The sequence below is a fragment of the Bacillus sp. Nf3 genome (assembly GCF_003028545.1).
Taxonomy (GTDB): Bacteria; Bacillota; Bacilli; order Bacillales; family Bacillaceae; genus Bacillus; species Bacillus safensis.
This window is the reverse complement of the sequence record NZ_PYUA01000004.1, coordinates 195,336-213,891: the sequence shown is the minus strand read 5'-3', so window position 1 is coordinate 213,891 and position 18,556 is coordinate 195,336. Positions and strand designations below refer to the sequence as shown.

16 protein-coding genes and 1 riboswitch are annotated in these 18,556 nt (G+C 42.1%); of the genes, 9 read left to right on the top strand and 7 right to left on the bottom strand.

Annotated features, from left to right (window positions below; all coding sequences use genetic code 11):
- Positions 1 to 38: 38 nt before the first annotated feature.
- A complete protein-coding gene (locus C9414_RS13955; RefSeq protein ID WP_039177751.1) occupies positions 39 to 824 on the bottom strand; it encodes an alpha/beta fold hydrolase in 786 nt (261 codons plus the stop codon).
- Positions 825 to 961: 137 nt separating this feature from the next.
- On the opposite strand from C9414_RS13955, the gene C9414_RS13950 reads away from it, so the two are divergent.
- From C9414_RS13950 to C9414_RS13940, 3 genes are all read left to right on the top strand, one after another.
- Positions 962 to 1,774 carry a Cof-type HAD-IIB family hydrolase gene (locus C9414_RS13950; RefSeq protein WP_024425068.1) on the top strand — a complete coding sequence of 271 codons (813 nt, stop codon included), beginning with the start codon at positions 962 to 964 and terminating at the stop codon, positions 1,772 to 1,774.
- Between the two features lie 88 nt (positions 1,775 to 1,862).
- Positions 1,863 to 2,012: a hypothetical protein gene (locus C9414_RS13945; protein WP_024425069.1), complete on the top strand. Its 150-nt coding sequence runs from the start codon at positions 1,863 to 1,865 to the stop codon at positions 2,010 to 2,012.
- Positions 2,009 to 2,200 carry a DUF3813 domain-containing protein gene (locus C9414_RS13940; protein ID WP_024425070.1) on the top strand — a complete coding sequence of 64 codons (192 nt, stop codon included), beginning with the start codon at positions 2,009 to 2,011 and terminating at the stop codon, positions 2,198 to 2,200. The genes C9414_RS13945 and C9414_RS13940 overlap by 4 nt, the downstream gene beginning before the upstream one ends.
- Before the next feature lie 50 nt (positions 2,201 to 2,250).
- On the opposite strand, the gene C9414_RS13935 is transcribed toward C9414_RS13940, so the two are convergent.
- Positions 2,251 to 2,706: a BsuPI-related putative proteinase inhibitor gene (locus tag C9414_RS13935; protein ID WP_107163856.1), complete on the bottom strand. Its 456-nt coding sequence runs from the start codon at positions 2,704 to 2,706 to the stop codon at positions 2,251 to 2,253.
- A 14-nt stretch (positions 2,707 to 2,720) separates the two neighbouring features.
- Complete coding sequence (locus C9414_RS13930; protein WP_024425072.1) at positions 2,721 to 3,563, bottom strand: YitT family protein; 843 nt, start codon at positions 3,561 to 3,563, stop codon at positions 2,721 to 2,723.
- A gap of 140 nt (positions 3,564 to 3,703) precedes the next feature.
- Here C9414_RS13930 and C9414_RS13925 point away from each other — a divergent pair, with 140 nt between their 5' ends.
- Positions 3,704 to 4,555: a DegV family protein gene (locus C9414_RS13925; RefSeq protein WP_039177737.1), complete on the top strand. Its 852-nt coding sequence runs from the start codon at positions 3,704 to 3,706 to the stop codon at positions 4,553 to 4,555.
- 47 nt (positions 4,556 to 4,602) lie between these two features.
- On the opposite strand, the gene C9414_RS13920 is transcribed toward C9414_RS13925, so the two are convergent.
- The 3 genes from C9414_RS13920 to C9414_RS13910 form a co-directional block, all read right to left on the bottom strand.
- Complete coding sequence (locus C9414_RS13920; protein ID WP_107163855.1) at positions 4,603 to 6,252, bottom strand: methyl-accepting chemotaxis protein; 1,650 nt, start codon at positions 6,250 to 6,252, stop codon at positions 4,603 to 4,605.
- Positions 6,249 to 7,226, bottom strand: a complete 978-nt coding sequence (locus C9414_RS13915) for a BMP family lipoprotein (RefSeq protein ID WP_107163854.1) — start codon at positions 7,224 to 7,226, stop codon at positions 6,249 to 6,251. Before C9414_RS13915 ends, C9414_RS13920 begins: the two co-directional genes overlap by 4 nt.
- Before the next feature lie 343 nt (positions 7,227 to 7,569).
- A complete protein-coding gene (locus C9414_RS13910) occupies positions 7,570 to 8,418 on the bottom strand; it encodes a CvfB family protein (RefSeq protein WP_041089776.1) in 849 nt (282 codons plus the stop codon).
- A 237-nt stretch (positions 8,419 to 8,655) separates the two neighbouring features.
- On the opposite strand from C9414_RS13910, the gene C9414_RS13905 reads away from it, so the two are divergent.
- The 5 genes from C9414_RS13905 to C9414_RS13885 all read left to right on the top strand — a co-directional run bounded on the left by C9414_RS13905 (position 8,656) and on the right by C9414_RS13885 (position 16,693).
- Entirely contained in the window at positions 8,656 to 9,147 is a 492-nt protein-coding gene (locus C9414_RS13905; RefSeq protein WP_012009527.1) for a YajQ family cyclic di-GMP-binding protein, read from the top strand.
- Positions 9,148 to 9,228: 81 nt separating this feature from the next.
- A riboswitch (SAM riboswitch) is annotated at positions 9,229 to 9,347 on the top strand.
- Positions 9,348 to 9,425: 78 nt separating this feature from the next.
- Positions 9,426 to 11,267 carry a bifunctional homocysteine S-methyltransferase/methylenetetrahydrofolate reductase gene (locus tag C9414_RS13900; protein ID WP_047202326.1) on the top strand — a complete coding sequence of 614 codons (1,842 nt, stop codon included), beginning with the start codon at positions 9,426 to 9,428 and terminating at the stop codon, positions 11,265 to 11,267.
- Complete coding sequence (gene metH, locus C9414_RS13895; RefSeq protein ID WP_047202327.1) at positions 11,251 to 14,679, top strand: methionine synthase; 3,429 nt, start codon at positions 11,251 to 11,253, stop codon at positions 14,677 to 14,679. Before C9414_RS13900 ends, metH begins: the two co-directional genes overlap by 17 nt.
- Positions 14,680 to 14,799: 120 nt before the next feature.
- Positions 14,800 to 15,735, top strand: a complete 936-nt coding sequence (locus C9414_RS13890; RefSeq protein ID WP_107163853.1) for an anti protein — start codon at positions 14,800 to 14,802, stop codon at positions 15,733 to 15,735.
- Positions 15,736 to 15,835: 100 nt separating this feature from the next.
- Positions 15,836 to 16,693 (top strand): GNAT family N-acetyltransferase, encoded by an 858-nt coding sequence (locus C9414_RS13885; protein ID WP_107163852.1) that lies wholly within the window; start codon positions 15,836 to 15,838, stop codon positions 16,691 to 16,693.
- Positions 16,694 to 16,736: 43 nt separating this feature from the next.
- On the opposite strand, the gene C9414_RS13880 is transcribed toward C9414_RS13885, so the two are convergent.
- Positions 16,737 to 18,551: an IucA/IucC family protein gene (locus tag C9414_RS13880; protein WP_107163851.1), complete on the bottom strand. Its 1,815-nt coding sequence runs from the start codon at positions 18,549 to 18,551 to the stop codon at positions 16,737 to 16,739.
- Positions 18,552 to 18,556: the final 5 nt, after the last annotated feature.

Below are 18,556 nucleotides of genomic sequence, written 5' to 3'. Positions count from 1 at the left end.
CTCCTTTTTCCATTAGTATAACGTACTTTTTCTTATGACTAAACGTTTGTGCTTTTCAGATGAGTCACAAACCAGTCAATCGTTTCAAACATCGCTTGTCTTGAGACCTTATGGCCAGCTTGTCCATCAGTGATAAAGCGAATCAGGTGCGGATCCTGCTTATATTGTGTGGACGCTAACTCATCGTATAGGGATTTTGCGTGCCGGTAAGGGACTACAGGATCATTTTCTGCATGCCAGAATAACAGCGGTCTTTTGTTTAATCGATCCGTTTGCAGCGTTAAATCATATGGGCGCAGGGCGTCTAATTGCAGATGAACCTCTTCGTCTGTAATGTCTTTCATCAACCCTTTGTGACGCATGTCCATGATCTGTGCTTTTAGAAACGTCGTATAGTTCGGACTCCCCATCAAGCTGACAGCGGCTTTGATCCAATCATGCTTGGCAAGTGCGCCAAAGGTGGTGATGCCGCCCATGGAAGTACCTGCAACGCCTATCAAATCGGCTTCAATCAATTGTTTTTCTTGAAAGTATGTTTTGAGTATATCGATTTCACGAATTTCGTTCAGGACAATTTCCCAGAACTTTGATGCCAGTTCCTCTAAGTTGAGGTTTTCTGATCTTACACCATGATAAGCACAGTCAGGCAAAATGACTCTCATGCCTTTTTCCGCCAGATGGAAGGCGAAGTGTAAATTATGCTCTCGTGCACTTGTAAATCCGTGAATAAAAAATACAAGCGGCAGCGGTTTGTCTTTATTTTCAGCTTTTACGATATGTAAAAATGGAATATCGCGCGTAATTTGCTCATCAATGGTGATCACAGCCTATGAATCCTCCTTTATCATTCCCGTCTTTGTTTATTTTAACATGTAGACAACAAAGATGTGATAAAGATACACTATAGAAAGAGGCGCTAACATGAATTGCCTCCTATCACTTACAGATCAAAGGAGATTTTATGGAGACTAAACCTTATCTAATCGCACTTGACCTGGATGGCACATTATTAAAAGATGATAAAACCATTTCTGCGCACACACTTGACGTCATTCAAAAAGTGAGAGACAGCGGGCATCACGTCTGTATATCAACAGGCCGGCCATTTCGATCCAGCTCTCCTTATTATCAACAATTACAGCTTGATTCACCAATTGTGAATTTTAACGGAGCGTTTGTCCATCATCCTCTTGATGAGAAATGGGGCAGATTTCATACGTCACTTGATCTTCAAGTGGTCAAACAGCTTGTAGACATTAGTGAAGAGTATAAAGTGCATAATGTGTTAGCTGAAGTGTTAGACGATTTGTATTTCCATTATCATGATGAAAAGCTCATTGATATATTTAATATGAATGCAAACAAAGTCACTGTTGGAGACCTAAGGGACAACCTTGGAGAAAATGTGACGAGCGTGTTAATTCATGCAAAAGAAGAGGACGTCGGAGCTATTCGAAGCTATTTATCAGATGTTCATGCAGAAGTGATTGATCACAGACGCTGGGCTGCCCCGTGGCACGTGATTGAAATCATTAAAACAGGCATGAATAAAGCTGTTGGATTGCAAAAGATCAGTGATTATTACGGTGTTCCTAAGGAGCGGATTGTGGCATTCGGAGATGAAGACAATGATTTAGAAATGCTTGAATTTGCTGGATGTGGTGTGGCAATGGGCAACGGAATTGATGCCGTGAAACGTGTCTCAAATGAAGTCACTGATACGAATGAACAAGACGGGATTGCTAAGTTTCTAACGAATTACTTCTCGCTTTAATTTTTCCATTCATACATAGCAGATGGAAGCGGGCATACTACCGTTAGACAGGTTGTCCTGTCAGCTTGTGTAAAGGGGCGGATTCCGAATGGGTAAAAGAAGCAAATCGAAACGCTTTATACAACAAGGTAAAGATTCAGTCAGTCTTCATGACGCACGTTTTCCTTACCGTTCGACACTTGAAGAAGCGTCAGACAGAGGAAATATGAAGACTGATGCTTCTGGAGGTTCATTGTGAGAAACGAACTTTTTGATCAAGCCAAATCATTTACTGAAGAAGCTCTTACTTCTTCATTTTCATCTGGGTTAGAGCGTCAACAGGCAGTCAAACGAGCGAAAAATGCCGTATCCTCTGCATTTGCCAATTCAACAGATGCAGAAAGAAACCAGCTGCATACCTTCCAAGACTTGCTTGATGATCTCTGACATAAAAAAGCTGTCCACATTTGATGGACAGCTTTTTCTAATTCCCATGCTTATTTGACTTGGAATGTTTTCTTCTCCGTGATTTGTTTCAGCCCTTCTGCTTTTCCTTTAAACGTTACAACCGCTTCGTATGTTCCGGGCTTTACACCGTTTGACCACTTGTCTTGAAAATCATAGGCCTCGCCTTTTTTCAGCACAAAAGTTTGGATGGCCTGTGTGAACATACGGTCTTTCGAATAGCGATATTGTTCGTTCCCGTTTTCGTCATACACACTCAGCTCGAATTTTTGGCTTGTGTTAAAGGTAAATTCAATATCTCGATCTGATTCATTTTTCAGTGACATGTTAAATTGAACTGAAGAACCTTTCTGGACGGGGTCTACTGTGAGTACAACCGTTTTTTCTCCCATTTGACCGGAAACCTCCTTGTCTGGTTCATCCTTTTTTTGTTGTCCACAAGCGGCTAAAAACAATAGAATGAGAAGAAGTACCAACCCTTTTTTCATCTGCTACCCACCTTTTAATCTCGTCTGAAAAATCCAAGAATATTGGTTGTCTGCACAATATTTGTAAAGGCTTTTGGATCGACTTCTTTAATAATTTGTTCAAGTTCATACAGCTCATACCTTGTAATGACGATCACCATCATTTCCTTTTGCTCGTTGGTGAATGCGCCTTTTGCAGGTACAGTCGTAATACCTCTGACCATTTTTCCGTAAATGGCTTCTTTGATTTCATCTGCTTTTTTCGTCACAATCATCGCGGTCAGCTTCTCATGTCTTGTATGGATGGCATCAATGACCCTTGTGGTCACATATAATGTGACAAGCGTATATAATGCTTTCTCCCAACCTTGTAATAATCCTGCTGTAAAAATGATGATTCCATTTAAAATGAAGAAATACGTGCCAACTGGTTTGTCTTTCCATTTCGCTAATACCATAGCAACGATGTCGAGTCCGCCTGTCGATGCCCCGTATTTGAGCGTGATCCCAATTCCTACTGCGGATATGACACCGCCAAACACAGCATTTAATAAAATATCGTGGGAAACACTTGTTTCTGGTAAAATGCCAAGAAAAATGGTTGTTAGTGCAACACTGATGATGCTGTACAAAGTAAAGGAACGGCCAACTTTCATCCAGCCTAAAATGCCGACTGGAATGTTTAAAATAAATAATAGAATCCCTGTTGATACATAAAATGGCGCATATTGATCGATTAAGCTGGATAGCAGCTGGGCTACCCCTGTAAAACCGCTCGCATATACGTCAGCTGGGATTAAGAATAAATTCAGTCCAATCGCATTGAGTAATGCACCAATTACGACGACAATGAGTTTTTTTGCTTCTCCAATGAACATGTTGTCATTCCTCCACTTACCATTCTCTCTATGGTTTTCCCTAAAATTTAGAATTTGAACACGAAAAGATGATTTCTATGATATAGTTAGGCTAAAAAGATGTAAAATATGGCTTATTTTTTTAGAAAGAAGGGATTTATATGACTGTTCATATCATAGCAGACAGTGCTGCTGATCTGCCTCTTTCTTATTATGATGAACATAACATAACACTCATTCCGCTCCGCGTGTTGCTTGGCGAGCAGGAATTTGAGGATTTGATCACCATTGAACCAAAACAAGTATTTGATGCGATGAGACAAGGAGCCAGTCCAAAAACGTCACAGGCTTCACCAAACCGGATCAAGGAAGCCTTTGTTTCTGCCGCTCAAACCCATACATCTGCCATCTATGTCGCTTTTTCATCAGAGCTTTCAGGTACATATCAGACAGCTATGATGATGGCAAATGAAGTGAAGGAAGAATATCCTGATTTTGATTTACGAATCATTGATTCTAAATGCGCTTCACTCGGCTATGGGCTTGCTGTCAAACACGCTCAATCACTTGCCATTGACGGAAATACAATACAAGAAATTGAAACGTCTGTAAAGCATTTTTGTGAATCTTTACAACATATTTTTACTGTAGACGATTTAACGTATTTAGCAAGAGGCGGAAGGATCAGTAAAGCGTCCGCATTTGTTGGCGGTTTGTTAAGCATTAAACCCATTTTACATGTCGAAGATGGAAAACTCATCCCACTAGAAAAAATCCGTGGACGTAAAAAGCTGCTGAAACGCATTATTGAACTAATGAAAGAACGCGGAACGGATTGGCCTAATCAAACGGTTGGCATTAGTCATGGTGATGATCCTGCACTTGCAGAAGACATGAAACAACTGATTGAAGACGAATTTCATCCTAAAGAAATTGATATTCATATCATCGGCGCCGCTGTGGGATCCCATTCAGGACCTAGCACGCTTGCGATCTTTTTTACAGGCAAATGATCATAAAAAGCACCCTTCCCTGATACAACACGGGAAGGGTGCTTTTCTTATGAAAGTTTAAATCGCTGGACAGTTTCATTTAACCTTGCCGTCATACTCATCAATTCTTCGACTTGTTTGTTCATTTGATGGAACGATTGCAGCTGTTCATTTGCTGAGGCAGAAATTTCTTCGCTGCCAGCTGCTGTTTCTTCTACTACTGCACTAATATTTTCAATCGAGTGCAGTACTTGTCCGCCAAGTTCTGTTGATTGGATAATTTGGTCATTTAAGACCGCCATTTCTTGTTTAATATGCTGCGCTTTTGTTTCTATATCTTCAAAGGAGTGTGAGGTTTTGTCCATCGCATCCTGCTGCTGAAGTGAAAGCTTGACCCCTTCTTGAACCGTTTGACTAATGGATTGAATCCCTCTTTCAATATGACTGACCATGTCAAAAATTTGTCTTGTTGCATTTGACGATTCATCGGCAAGCTTGCGAATTTCATCTGCTACAACGGCAAAGCCTTTTCCAGCTTCGCCTGCCCTTGCCGCTTCAATGGCTGCGTTTAAGGAAAGTAAGTTTGTTTGATCCGCAATGTCAGAAACCGTTTTGGCCATGGCCGAGATTCCGCTGGCGTATTGCGTGAATTCTCCTGCTGATTCTTCGATTTGTCTCGTGGCATGTGTATTTTTTTCAATCGCTGATTTTGTTTCTGTTAACGTGTGCTTTCCGCTTTCTACGGCTTCAATGGCATCCTCTGTACTGCGTATGACCGTTTGTGAGCGTTCGGAATTTTTACGTCCATGCTGGTCCATTTTCTCAATCAAGCTGACGCCATGCTGGAGATCTTCTGAAATCGCTTGTGACCCATTGGCCATTTCGTCTGTTGAGACAGATACTTGATTGGCAGATTCCATCATCTTTTTATTTTCATCATTCAGGTGGATCGAGAATGTCTCTACTCGGCTTGAGACATGGCTAATTTCTTTAATCAAACTAATCAACTGATCTGTCATTTGATTAAAGGATTCATTCAAGCCGCCGATTTCATCCTTACGCTGAATATCTGTCCGCTCCACAGCAAGATTCCCTTCTGCGATCTGCTTTGCTCTGTAGGATAGTGATTTGATAGGTGTCACGATGGATCGCGTTAACCCCATATTCAAAAAGACGGCAATGACAATCAGTGTGAGGGCTGAGACGAGTGCACTTGTAATAATCCATTGTACATTGTCTGCTGCATCCTCTAGATTTTGTTTATACGCTTCTTCTGCTCTTTTATTCATCGTATGCACATCGTTTAAAACGCCATCAATTCTTGCTGCCACACGTCTTGCATCCGAGGCGTTTTTTTCACCAATGGCATTGTTTGCTTCTTTGGTCCATGTGTCATATTTTGAATTTAACCTTGTTAATGCCTCTTTGTTCAAATTTCCTGCATACTTGTTTAACGTTTGCAGCTGTTTTTTTGCTGTAGAAATATCGTTTTGAACGATCTCTAGCTGTTCATCTGAAAGTGTCATCGAATAATTGGTCATCGCTTGCTCGACACTTTCAAAGCTTGCCTTCGTTTTTTGTACGTTTAATAAGGTTTGGACATCTGCTTCATTTGATGATTGGATCTTTGTCATGCTGACAATGATAAAGGCAATGACACCAACTGCTAAAAGAAGTGAGATAAGTGAGTTGAGTAAAATTTTGACGCGTAAACTCATGATGCGCCCCCCTCTTCTTTTAGAAGCGTCTGCTTCAGACCATTTAATTTATTGGTCAGTGTGTCAGCATTTTTTAAGATCCGAATTTTTGCCATATCGATTCCATCATTGCTTAAGTCATAGACAACATGTCCGCTTTTAATTTGATTGTTCTTAACGACCTGTTCGCTGAATTGATAAACCACTTCATCGACTTTTTTCACCATAGATGAAATCACAGCTTTTTCCGCAGTATAGTACTGATCGCTGTCAACACCAATGGCATATTTGCCTTGCGATTGCGCTTCTTTTAATACACCAACACCTGAATAACCGGCTGCAGCATATAAAACGTCTGCTTTCTTTTTGATCATATCTTTGGCTATTTTACCGCCCTTACCTGCATCACTAAATGTACCGGCATAGGTAGATAAGATTTTGATTTTTGGATTGACTGATTTGGCGCCTTTTTGAAACCCTTTTTCAAAACGATGAATGACGTCTGCATCAACACCGCCAACAAATCCAATGACATCGCTTTTCGTTGTCATCGCAGCAAGTGCACCTGCTAAATAGCTGCCTTCCTCTTCTTTAAACGTCACAGAGGTCACATTTTTCAGCTCAGATACGGCATCGATCAGAAGAAACTGCTTCTTCGGATATTTCTTTGCGACTTTTTCTAGGTCTTCTTGCATACTAAAACCTACACCGATAATGAGATCATTACCATCTTTTACGAGTTCTGTCAGCCCTTTTTCATATGTATCAGTTTCTGCAATTTCTCTATAATCAAATTCAATGCCAAGCTCATCACGTGCTTTTTCTAATCCTTTAAATGATGAATCGTTAAATGATTGATCACCAAGACCATCATCTGTGAGCATAACGCCAATATGCTTCGCAGTTGATTTTGGCGACCCCTCCTGTTGATTACCGCATGCGGCGAGCACCATAAGCATGGCTGCCATCAGAAGCAATGAAATCTTCACTTTCATCCAAAAACACACTCCTTTTATCATCCTTACTCCTTTTTTATCGGATTTGAGGGGCGTTGTTTCAATGATATAGTGAAGGTTTTCATGACTTTTTTCATAGAAAAAATCCATTATTTAAGACAAAAATAAAAAAGTGAGCAAATGCTCACTTTTAGATCATTGACAAAGGGCTAAAATAAACTTTATTTTAGAACTTTGTCTTCTTTTCAGCGTGACCTGAAAACCTTTGCAGCCCTAGGAGGGACGAGTACCGGAGCGGAGCGAATTTGACATTCGTGAGCACCGGCACGCAGGACTGACACCGAATGCGAGGGTTTGTCTGCACGCTGAAGTGAGCAAATGCTCACTTTTTCTCGTATGTCCAGCCTTCTTTTTGATAAACGAGATCATTTTTCATCAGATGACCTAGTGCTCGTTTAAAGGCTGCTTTGCTCATTTGAAATCTTTCGCGGATATCCTCTGGATCACTTTTGTCTCCGTAAGGCATGGCGCCGTTTCTTGTTCTCATATAGGTTAAAATTTCTTCTGCATCGACAGATAATGCATCCTGTTTTCTAGGAAGCAGAGAAACGTTCACGGTTCCATCCTCTTTCACTGCAATAACGCGTCCTGTAACGGTCGATCCTAGTCTTGGCTCTTCCTTTCGTTCCGTGCGGTGAATAAACCCTCGCACGCCTGTATCTGTCAGCATAAAAGAACCTGTCGCAATTAAACGATAGATTGTTCCAGTAATTTCTTTGTTCATTAAGGTTTCTGGTGCCTCAGTAAACAATTCACTGATCACGTCTTCTGTGGCTGGTTTTGCGAACATTCTGCCGTAACTTGTGACTTTCAGCATACAGTAGAGTTTGTCTCCTTTTTTAGGCCATGCTTCCTCAAATGGCGGGAGGTGTTCTGTTGCCACAAGTGCATCCTTTGACAGTCCAACATCGACAAATGCGCCCATGTCTTCTACCACGTCTACAACTTCTACCCAGCCATATGTATGTGCGTTAATTGTAGGAATTTTCATTGTGGCAGCGAGTCTTTCTTCATGATCTACATATAAATAGACCTCTACTTCATCTCGGTCATCAAGATCCTCTGTCATTTCACTGCGGTGTAAGAGGACCGAATCTTCACCATCTGTCAAAAAGTAGCCGTATTCCATTTCGTTCTCTATTTGCAAGGTCAGTTGCTCACCTGGTCTCATGTTCTCTTCCTTCCTATCTGCCCATAAAAGAGCGTTCGTTCATCTTTTGATTCACTTTATTCTACTATACTTCTCCCCGCATGAACATCTCTAGTTCTGTTAGCTAAAGTGGACAAACTGGTCACGATTTATACCGCAGCCGGCTGAACTCTTTGCCTCATCTCTTCGATAAAGTTTCTTCTTCGCCTATTGGCATGATAAAATAGACGCAATATCAATACTTGGAGGTCATGTGTGATGGCAAAAGAAAGCTCATTTGACATTGTATCGAAGGTCGAACTGCCTGAGGTGCAAAACGCTGTTCAAGCAGCGCTGAAAGAAATTAAAAACCGTTATGATTTTAAAGGAAGTAAAAGTGATATTTCTCTCGAAAAAGAAGAACTTGTTCTCATTTCTGATGATGACTTCAAGCTTGAGCAGCTAAAAGATGTACTTGTGACAAAGCTGATCAAACGAAATGTGCCAACTAAAAACATCGATTACGGAAAAACCGAGCATGCTCTTGGCGGTACAGTACGCCAGCGTGCGAAGCTGATCAGCGGGATTGATCAAGACAACGCTAAAAAGATCAACGCACTCATCAAGCAGTCTGGCATCAAAGTGAAATCACAATTTCAGGATGACCAAGTGCGTGTGACAGGGAAAAATAAAGATGATTTACAAGAGGTTATTTCTCTTATGCGTAAGGCTGATTTGCCGATTGATGTCCAATTTATAAATTTTCGATAAATTTCAAATTTTCCATTGATTATTTCTGCATTTTTCGTTACAGTTGATGGAAGTTCAATTCATTGACATGTTCATATTGCTTTCTTATCAAGAGAGGCAGAGGGACTGGCCCTGTGAAGCCTCAGCAACCGGTGTAGTAGAAATCTATTTTCTATGACCAAGGTGCTAAATCCAGCAAGCAACTGCTTGGAAGATAAGGAGAAGAATTACGATACAGCCAAAAAGTCTTCTTCTTATCAGAAGGCTTTTTTTGTTACATAGAAATAAGGAGGAATACAATGGGCTTATTACAAGACTTACAAAATCGCGTACTGATAGCTGATGGAGCGATGGGAACACTTTTATACTCTTACGGCATTGACCGCTGTTTTGAAGAATTAAATTTATCGAAAGAGGATGAAGTGAAACGCGTACACGAAGCATATGTGCAGGCAGGCGCTGACATCATCCAAACGAACACATACGGTGCGAATTATATTAAACTATCCCGCTACGGCTTAGAGGAAGAAACGAAACGCATCAATACAAAAGCGGTACAAATTGCAAAAGCAGCCGCTGGCTCTGCTTATGTTCTCGGAACAATTGGCGGCATTCGAACGTTTAACAAAAATGCCTACTCTATAGAAGAAATCAAACGAAGCTTTAGAGAGCAGCTGTACATCCTATTAAATGAAGAGCCTGACGGATTATTGCTTGAAACGTATTATGACATAGAAGAAGCGAAGGCTGTTCTCCAAATTGCTCGCAAAGAAACGACTCTCCCGATTGTCATGAATGTCTCTATGCATGAACAAGGCGTTTTGCAGGATGGTACCCCGCTGAAGGATGGTTTATCTGAGTTATCATCTCTTGGTGCAGATGTCGTCGGCATCAACTGCAGGCTGGGCCCTTATCACATGATTCAGGCACTCGAAGGCGTTCCACTTTTAGAAAATTCGCATTTATCAGTCTATCCTAACAGCAGTCTCCCCTCTCTTGAAGAAGGCAGACTCGTCTATGATACAGATAACGATTATTTCCGAAAAAGTGCACTTGAATTTAGAAATCAGGGCGCACGCATTATCGGAGGCTGCTGTGGAACAACACCTCAGCATATTAGCGCAATGGCTGAAGCGGTCAAAGGTTTAGCACCGATCACTGAAAAAGAAGTGAAAGTGTTAAAAGAAGAAATCATTTCCATCCAAGATCAGCGCACTGAACCAGGTCTTGATGAGCTGGCTGTGAAAAAACGATCGATTATCGTAGAGCTCGATCCACCGAAGAAGCTGAACTTCGAAAAATTTCTCGTTGCTGCAAATGAATTAAAGAATGCTGGCATTGATGCGTTGACTTTAGCCGATAATTCTCTTGCGACTCCGCGCATTAGCAATGTCGCTTGCGGCGCATTATTAAAGCAGCAGCTTGATATGCGTTCTCTTGTTCATATCACATGCCGCGACCGTAATTTGATAGGGCTACAATCCCATTTAATGGGGCTCGACACTCTTGGATTAACCGATATTTTAGCGATCACAGGCGATCCATCTAAAATTGGAGACTTCCCAGGTGCAACATCTGTGTATGATTTAACCTCCTTTGATTTGATTCGTCTCATCAAACAATTTAATGAAGGCCTTTCTTTCTCAGGAAAGCCTCTTGGCAAAAAGACCAATTTTTCAGTGGCTGGCGCGTTTAACCCAAATGTGCGTCATATTGATAAAGCGGTCAAACGTCTTGAGAAAAAAATCGAATACGGCGCTGATTATTTTATTTCACAGCCTGTTTATTCTGAAGAACAACTTGTGAAAATTCATGAGGAAAGCCGCCACTTGGATAAACCAATTTACATCGGCATTATGCCGTTAACAAGCAGCCGAAATGCAGAGTTTATTCATCACGAAATTCCCGGCATCAAATTATCTGATTCTATTCGTGACATTATGGCTAAGGCTGGCGAGGATAAAGAAAAGCAGCGAGCAGAAGGTTTAGCGATTGCCCGCTCTTTATTAGATACAGCCTGCGAATTGTTTAATGGCATTTATTTAATTACTCCTTTCCTTCGATCAGATTTAACAGCAGAACTGACCACCTACATCCATCAGAAAGAAAAGGAGTCTAACATCCATGTCAACTATCACTGAACAGCTCAAGAAACGCATCCTCGTCCTTGATGGTGCAATGGGCACAATGATTCAAAACGCCAACCTGACAGCAGAGGACTTTGGCGGAGAAGAGTATGAGGGCTGTAACGAGTATTTGAATATGACAGCCCCTCACATCATCCGTGCGATCCATAGGGAATACCTCGAAGCAAGTGCCGATCTCATTGAAACAAATACGTTCGGCGCGACAAAGCTCGTCCTTGATGAATATGGGCTTGGCCACCTTGCCTATGAACTCAATGTTCGAGCTGCACAGCTGGCAAAGGCTGAAGCAGACCGTTTCTCCACACCCGAAAAGCCTCGTTTTGTTGTAGGCGCAATGGGCCCAACAACGAAAACATTATCTGTAACAGGCGGCACAACCTTCAGTGAGCTCGTCAGAAACTATGAAGAACAAGCCCGCGCTCTAATTGACGGAAAGTGTGATGCCCTTCTTTTAGAAACAAGCCAAGACATGCTGAATGTAAAAGCTGGTTTCAAAGGAATTCAGGAAGCCTTTCAGAAGGCAGGCATTCAATTACCACTCATGGTATCAGGTACGATTGAACCAATGGGCACCACCCTGGCAGGTCAGGATATCGAAGCCTTTTATATCTCTCTTGAGCATATGAAACCCATCAGTGTGGGCCTGAACTGTGCGACTGGTCCAGAATTTATGACAGACCACATCCGCACGCTCTCCTCCATCGCAAAGTCAGCGGTGAGCTGCTATCCGAATGCTGGTCTCCCAGATGAAGAAGGCCAATATCATGAATCCCCTGCTTCTCTTGCTAAAAAAATCGCCGCCTTTGCTAAGGAAGGCTGGTTAAATATTGTCGGCGGCTGTTGCGGAACGACACCTGCACATATTCAAGCATTGTCAGATGAAGTACGCACGATTCAGCCGCGTCATATCACTCGCGAATCACCGCAGCATACCGTATCAGGAATTGAGCCCCTTATTTATGAGGATTCAATGCGTCCTCTTTTTGTAGGTGAACGGACCAATGTCATTGGTTCTCGCAAATTCAAACGGCTCATTGCGGAACAAAAGTTTGAAGAAGCAGCAGAGATTGCTCGTGCTCAGGTGAAAAATGGCGCTCACGTCGTTGATGTGTGTCTGGCTGATCCAGACCGTGATGAGGCAGCAGACATGGAAGGCTTTTTACAAGAAGCCATGAAAAAGGTGAAAGCTCCTTTTGTCATTGATTCAACGGATAAACACGTGATTGAAAAGGCACTCACCTATTCTCAAGGGAAAGCCATCATCAATTCTATTAATCTTGAGGATGGCGTGGAACGTTTTGAAGAGATTCTACCTCTTGTGAAGCTATATGGCGGTGCACTTGTTGTTGGCACAATTGATGAAATAGGAATGGCTGTGACAGCAGAACGAAAGCTTGAAATTGCTATACGTTCGCATGATTTGTTAACGAAGAGATATGGAATTCCTGCAAGTGACATCATTTTTGATCCGCTTGTCTTTCCCGTAGGCACTGGAGACGAGCAATATATTGGCGCCGCTGAAGAAACGATCAAAGGCATTAAAATGATCAAGGAAACCCTGCCTGAGTGCCTCACCATTTTAGGCATCAGCAACGTATCTTTCGGACTTCCGCCTGTTGGCAGAGAAATCTTAAACGCCGTCTATTTGTATCACTGCGTGCAAGCAGGGCTTGACTATGCCATCGTGAATACGGAAAAGCTTGAGCGCTTCGCATCCATTCCAAAGGATGAAATCAAACTAGCTGAAACCTTGCTTTATGAAACAAATGACCAAACACTGGCTGAATTCACCCAATTTTACCGCGGCAAAAAGAAAACGGAGAAAAAACCAAAGGTCTCCTTATCACTTGATGAAAGGCTGGCGCTCTACGTCGTCGAAGGAACGAAAGAAGGTCTCATCGATGATCTATCCCTTGCTTTGGAGCAATATGAATCGCCGCTTCATATTATCAATGGTCCGTTAATGCAGGGAATGGCTGAGGTTGGTCGTCTTTTTAATCAAAACGAACTGATTGTCGCCGAGGTGCTTCAATCGGCAGAGGTCATGAAAGCATCTGTTTCGTTCCTTGAGCAATATATGGAAAAGCAGCATGCGAGCGGGAAAGGAAAGATTCTTCTTGCGACCGTAAAAGGAGATGTCCATGATATCGGGAAAAACCTTGTCGACATCATTTTGAGCAATAACGGCTTTCAAGTAGTCGACCTCGGCATCAAGGTGACACCTCAAACATTGATTGAAGCTGTGCAAAAGGAAAAACCAGATATGATCGGATTATCAGGCTTACTTGTAAAGTCCGCACAGCAAATGGTACTAACCGCTCAGGATCTACAAAAGGCCAATATTTCTGTTCCTATTTTGGTCGGCGGTGCTGCCCTTTCTCGCAAATTTACGAAAATGAAAATTTCGCCTCATTATGATGGACCTGTTCTTTATGCAAAAGATGCCATGGACGGTCTGTCATTAGCCAATGAGTTAAAAGCGAATCCACTGCAATTTCAAACAAAGCCCGAAGAGGAGCCAGCGGCACCTTTCAAGGAGAAAGAAGGAAAGCAGCCGAAAGCTGTCATTGAATTACTAGAAAAACGCGTAGCCCTCCCTCAGGCACCGGTATTTACGCCAGAAGATACCGCACGCCATTATGTGAGGGACATCGATTTGCATCATATTATGCCTTATGTGAATGAACAAATGCTCATTGGTCATCATCTCGGCTTAAAGGGAAAAGTCAAAGCCTTATTAGCTGAACAGCACCCAAAAGCATTGGAATTAAAACAGCTTGTCACAGACCTTCTAAACGAAGGCAGAGAGAAAAACTGGTTTGCGCCAGCATTTGTGTATCAATTCTTCCCTGCCGGTTCAGATGGAAATGATTTGCATATTTATGATCCCGAAAAGCCTGACCGCATCATTGAAACGTTCCAATTTCCAAGGCAGGTGAAGCTCCCGTACCGCTCCATTTCTGATTATGTACGGAAAAGTGATGAAAACGAGAAAGATTATATTGCCTTATTCGCCGTCACAGCCGGCGCGCGTATACGTGAAGTCGCGCAGCAATTTAAGCAGGAAGGAGATTATTTAAAAATGCATGCTGTCCAAGCTCTGGCACTTGAGCTTGCAGAAGGATTAGCTGAAAGAACCCATCAAGTGATTCGTGACAAATGGGGCTTCCCTGACCCAGTCGATTTTACAATGGAAAAACGATTTCAAGCGAAATATCAAGGGCAGCGCTATTCCTTTGGTTATCCAGCGTGTCCAAATCTTGAGGACCAAGAAAAGTTGTTCAAGCTGCTTCAGCCTGAAAAAATCGGCATCCACCTGACAGAAGGATTCATGATGGAACCTGAAGCATCTGTTTCAGCGATTGTCGTCTCCCACCCTGAAGCTCGATATTTTAATGTTCATTAACTCTAGAACCTCCGTGATTGGGGGTTCTTTTTCGTTATAAAAATGGAATAAATATCAATTTTTACAATAATCCACCGATAATATAAATGAAAGAAAATGAATGAATAGGAGATGTTTGTCATGTTTAAAAAGAAAATTGGTTTTTTACTGCTTGCCGGCCTCTTCATCGCTGCCTCTCTCTTCCAATCACCTGCACTAGCAAGTGAAGCATCTACGAAACAAACAAAAAATTATACAGAAGAATTGGAGCACCAGTATCCAGACAGTGATTATGCCAACAATGATACGATGGAAAAAGCTCAGTTCCTGCAGCCTTCTCTTTATTTGAATAAATCTTATTTATATCACGAGGGAAGTATTTCTTCTATAAATGACGTCGACTTTTACCATTTCACCAGTTCCAAATTTGATGGTGCGGACGGTCGTTTTTCCATTAAACTTGTGAATGTAAAGTCAGGAAATGATTTTGATCTCTATCTTTACAATAAGGACGGCGCGCTTGTGTCTTCCTCTGTGCGGACATACAACCAAAATGAGATCATTCATATGCCGAAAATTGCCGCCAGTACGGATTACTACCTAGCGGTTAAGCCTAAACAATTACTAAATGAAGAAGATAAAATGTACCGCATTGTCTTTGATAAAAGCATTGAAAAAGCAACACTCAAACGATATGGGTCGCCAGCCACACTCAACAGCTTCAATGAAGCCGGCTCTCCAAATTCTAATTTTGATTTAAGCAGTCTGCCGCAGGATGCTGTCGTAACTGGTCTTTCATTAGAGGCTGATAAAGGCAGTACCAACGCACACAATTATGTTTTCACCGTTTCTTCTTTAAAAGGCGGAGCAGTGAATGTACCTTGGAACGGTCAAAAGGTTGATATCTCTTCCTATAAAACAAGCCAGGTTCCAGCAAAAGACCGCTTTTTTGTTTCTTTCAACGCGATAGAGGTCCCTCAGCTTATCGGTGGACGATTAATTAAAGTAGGCGTCGTGTCGATTAAAAACTTGCAGCTCACCTTCGAATATGAATACAACCGTGACCTGAATTATTAATAAGAGGACAAAAGGAAAAGGATCTCCCTTTTCCTTTTTCTTATGCTTTCTTATGGTACGATACATATAGATGAAATCAGCTAAGAAGGAGTTGCGTGTATTGGAAAACGTTGTACAACGAACATTAACACTCGATGACATACCCGATCTTATCGCATTGTCAAAAGAGGTCGACTGGCCTGATTACAATGCGGATGAGCTTACATCTCTTTTAACAAACGGATATTTTACTGGTTTTTCAACAACGGATGGACAAGTCATCTCATGTGCGGGACTTTTCCAATATGATAAAGCAGCATCAATTGGTGCTGTGATTGTATCTGAGACGCATCGCGGCTTAGGCCTTGCACGGAAAATGATTGACACCCTGCTTCGCCGGAGCAATCAAAGCGTTCCTGTCGTTTTAACCGCTACTGTACAAGGACAGCCCGTTTATGAAAAAATCGGATTTCAAACGGCCGGCTACATTCATACATACAAAGCACAGACCACGAATCCATCGGCTTTTCGTGTGTCAGGTGGGATTCACCTTTCTCCTGCTGATGAAGCGGACCTTCCGTCTATTGAAGCACTTGACGAAAAAGGTGCAGGTACCAATCGATCAAGCTTTATAAGAAAGCGAATGGATCGAGCATCGTTCCGGCTGATCGCACAGAATGAACATCATGAAACAACTGGCTTTGCATTTGGCATCGAAACCCCTGCTAATCTCATGATTGGGCCGCTTGCAGCAAACGATGAACAAACCGCTCTCTCGCTCATCCAATCACTCATCTCGTCTTATTCAGGGGCAATTCGTTTAGATATGCAGGAAGAAACAGCTGAGCACCTGCATGAAACACTTGTTGAAGCAGGATTTACGAAAACAAACGTAGCCCATTTTATGATGATTCGTGGGAAAGAAAAACTAAATGATCCCGCCCTATTCTATTTCCTCGCCTCTCAAGCATTTTCTTAAAAAACAAAAAAGCTGTAGACACTAGATGTCTACAGCTTTTTTATTACTTCTCTCCAACTGATGAAAGAACATGAGCGAGTGCATTTGTGACCTTCCCATGCTCTGATGCATGCGGGCGGTCATCACCATCTCCATAGCCGTAATCAATCATTCGATTACGATTTAAGCAAAGCTTTGTCAGCTTCGGCTGGAATAGATCAAATAATTCAAAACGGTCTTTTAGCTGTGGGAATTGATTTTGATACTGCTGAATTTCTTCAGCAAGCAAACGCCAAAGAGTCGTTTCATCTAACAGATCGTGATTGTCTAATACGTTGGATACATAGCGCAGATTGCAAATAAATAATCCTGTAAAAATAAATTGTACTAAACCTTCTGGCGGCTCACTGCGCAGCACTTCTTTTAAATCTTCTTCTAGTGAAGCTAATTCAGGCAGCGGCTGGTCACTTATATTCACATCATCAACGAAATCTTTGATCGCCAAACGATGCGGCTGATGATTTTTTAACACAAGAATTGTATTTTGCCCATGCGGTGAAAAGACTGTGCCGTATTGATACATAAAGTGTAAAAGCGGCGGCATCACGACATGGAAAAACTTCGCCATCCATTCTTTTGCGGAGAGACCTGATTTTTCAATCAGCTGCTTGATATACGGCTCTCCTTCATGATCCTCATATGTGAGTGCCGCAAGTGTAACAGGGCTCTCCCCTTCATCTAAGTACGTATAAATGCTTTCTCTAAAAATGACACCGAGCATCTCGAGATATTGATACGGCGCACCAGGCAGTTTGCTGTAGTATGGATGATCGACATTGATACTTGCATTCTCACCTGGTAAAATGACGCGGCACACATCAGATAAAAATGAGTCTTGATCGGCAATCCCTTTAATATGCGCTGTAATGCGCGGGGCAATGACCGTACGTTCTGATGGGAGTCCACGGTATACAAGTGTATTTAAAATACTCATTGGCAGTTTAATATGATGCTTGCCTTTGTTTGAGATATTTGTAAAGGTTCTGATCGACTGCTGCGGGATATATTGATCCAGCCCCTCTCCCAAATACACAATCCGGCGCAAGGCCAAATCTTCCGGGAAATGCTGAATAATCATATGCGTCCACTGCCACTGATGAACAGGCATCATATAATAGTCAGCTGCATTCAGTCCTTCATCCTTTAACACACGTTGAAATTGACGAATCGTGACTTCATCTAATTCTTTGGCGATCACCTGCTCATAGTTTTCTTGATCGACTGCATGGAATGTCGCAAGTTCCCTGTGAACAGCAATCCAAGACAGCTGCACACATTCTTGACGTTCTGGTGCATAGGCTAAGTAATCATCGTAGCTGAATCCTATACGTCCTTTGTTATACACAATCCAAGGATGGCCTGTCATTTCTCCTTCAATCCATGCATAATCCGTATCTGTCAGCTCATCCGCACGAAGCGCTTTTTTCGACAGCAAATGGACATCGGCTAACAAAGTATGGTGAAGCTCTTTGATAAGATGGCCTGTTGTGTCAGAGGACATTGGAATGATCGGCTGAATGTCTAGTAAAAACACAATGGCACTGACATCCTTTGACCACTTTCCATCCTGACAACACTCAATTGATTCAGCGATTGTATCAAAACTATCAAACAACCGAGGTTTTGCCAGATAACGATATTTCTTATGTTCATGAATGATTAATTCATACTGGGCAATGCCATCCTTACGATCCAGCTCGACAGGATGAAGCATGTCCTCATACATGTATTCGGACAGCATTTTTGCCACCATTCTCTGGTTTGCCTTTTTCCAAGCAGCAGGATTCACCGCTTTTTTCAATTCGTCTTGTACACTCATCGCTT

Coding starts and splice junctions, on each gene's coding strand:
- C9414_RS13950 (WP_024425068.1), top strand. CDS start 962: ATGGAGACTAAACCTTATCTAATCGCACTTGACCTGGATGGCACATTA.
- metH (WP_047202327.1), top strand. CDS start 11,251: ATGTCAACTATCACTGAACAGCTCAAGAAACGCATCCTCGTCCTTGAT.
- C9414_RS13925 (WP_039177737.1), top strand. CDS start 3,704: ATGACTGTTCATATCATAGCAGACAGTGCTGCTGATCTGCCTCTTTCT.
- C9414_RS13880 (WP_107163851.1), bottom strand. CDS start 18,551: ATGAGTGTACAAGACGAATTGAAAAAAGCGGTGAATCCTGCTGCTTGG.
- C9414_RS13910 (WP_041089776.1), bottom strand. CDS start 8,418: ATGAGACCAGGTGAGCAACTGACCTTGCAAATAGAGAACGAAATGGAA.
- C9414_RS13930 (WP_024425072.1), bottom strand. CDS start 3,563: ATGTTCATTGGAGAAGCAAAAAAACTCATTGTCGTCGTAATTGGTGCA.
- C9414_RS13905 (WP_012009527.1), top strand. CDS start 8,656: ATGGCAAAAGAAAGCTCATTTGACATTGTATCGAAGGTCGAACTGCCT.
- C9414_RS13900 (WP_047202326.1), top strand. CDS start 9,426: ATGGGCTTATTACAAGACTTACAAAATCGCGTACTGATAGCTGATGGA.
- C9414_RS13920 (WP_107163855.1), bottom strand. CDS start 6,252: ATGAGTTTACGCGTCAAAATTTTACTCAACTCACTTATCTCACTTCTT.
- C9414_RS13945 (WP_024425069.1), top strand. CDS start 1,863: ATGGGTAAAAGAAGCAAATCGAAACGCTTTATACAACAAGGTAAAGAT.
- C9414_RS13915 (WP_107163854.1), bottom strand. CDS start 7,226: ATGAAAGTGAAGATTTCATTGCTTCTGATGGCAGCCATGCTTATGGTG.
- C9414_RS13935 (WP_107163856.1), bottom strand. CDS start 2,706: ATGAAAAAAGGGTTGGTACTTCTTCTCATTCTATTGTTTTTAGCCGCT.
- C9414_RS13890 (WP_107163853.1), top strand. CDS start 14,800: ATGTTTAAAAAGAAAATTGGTTTTTTACTGCTTGCCGGCCTCTTCATC.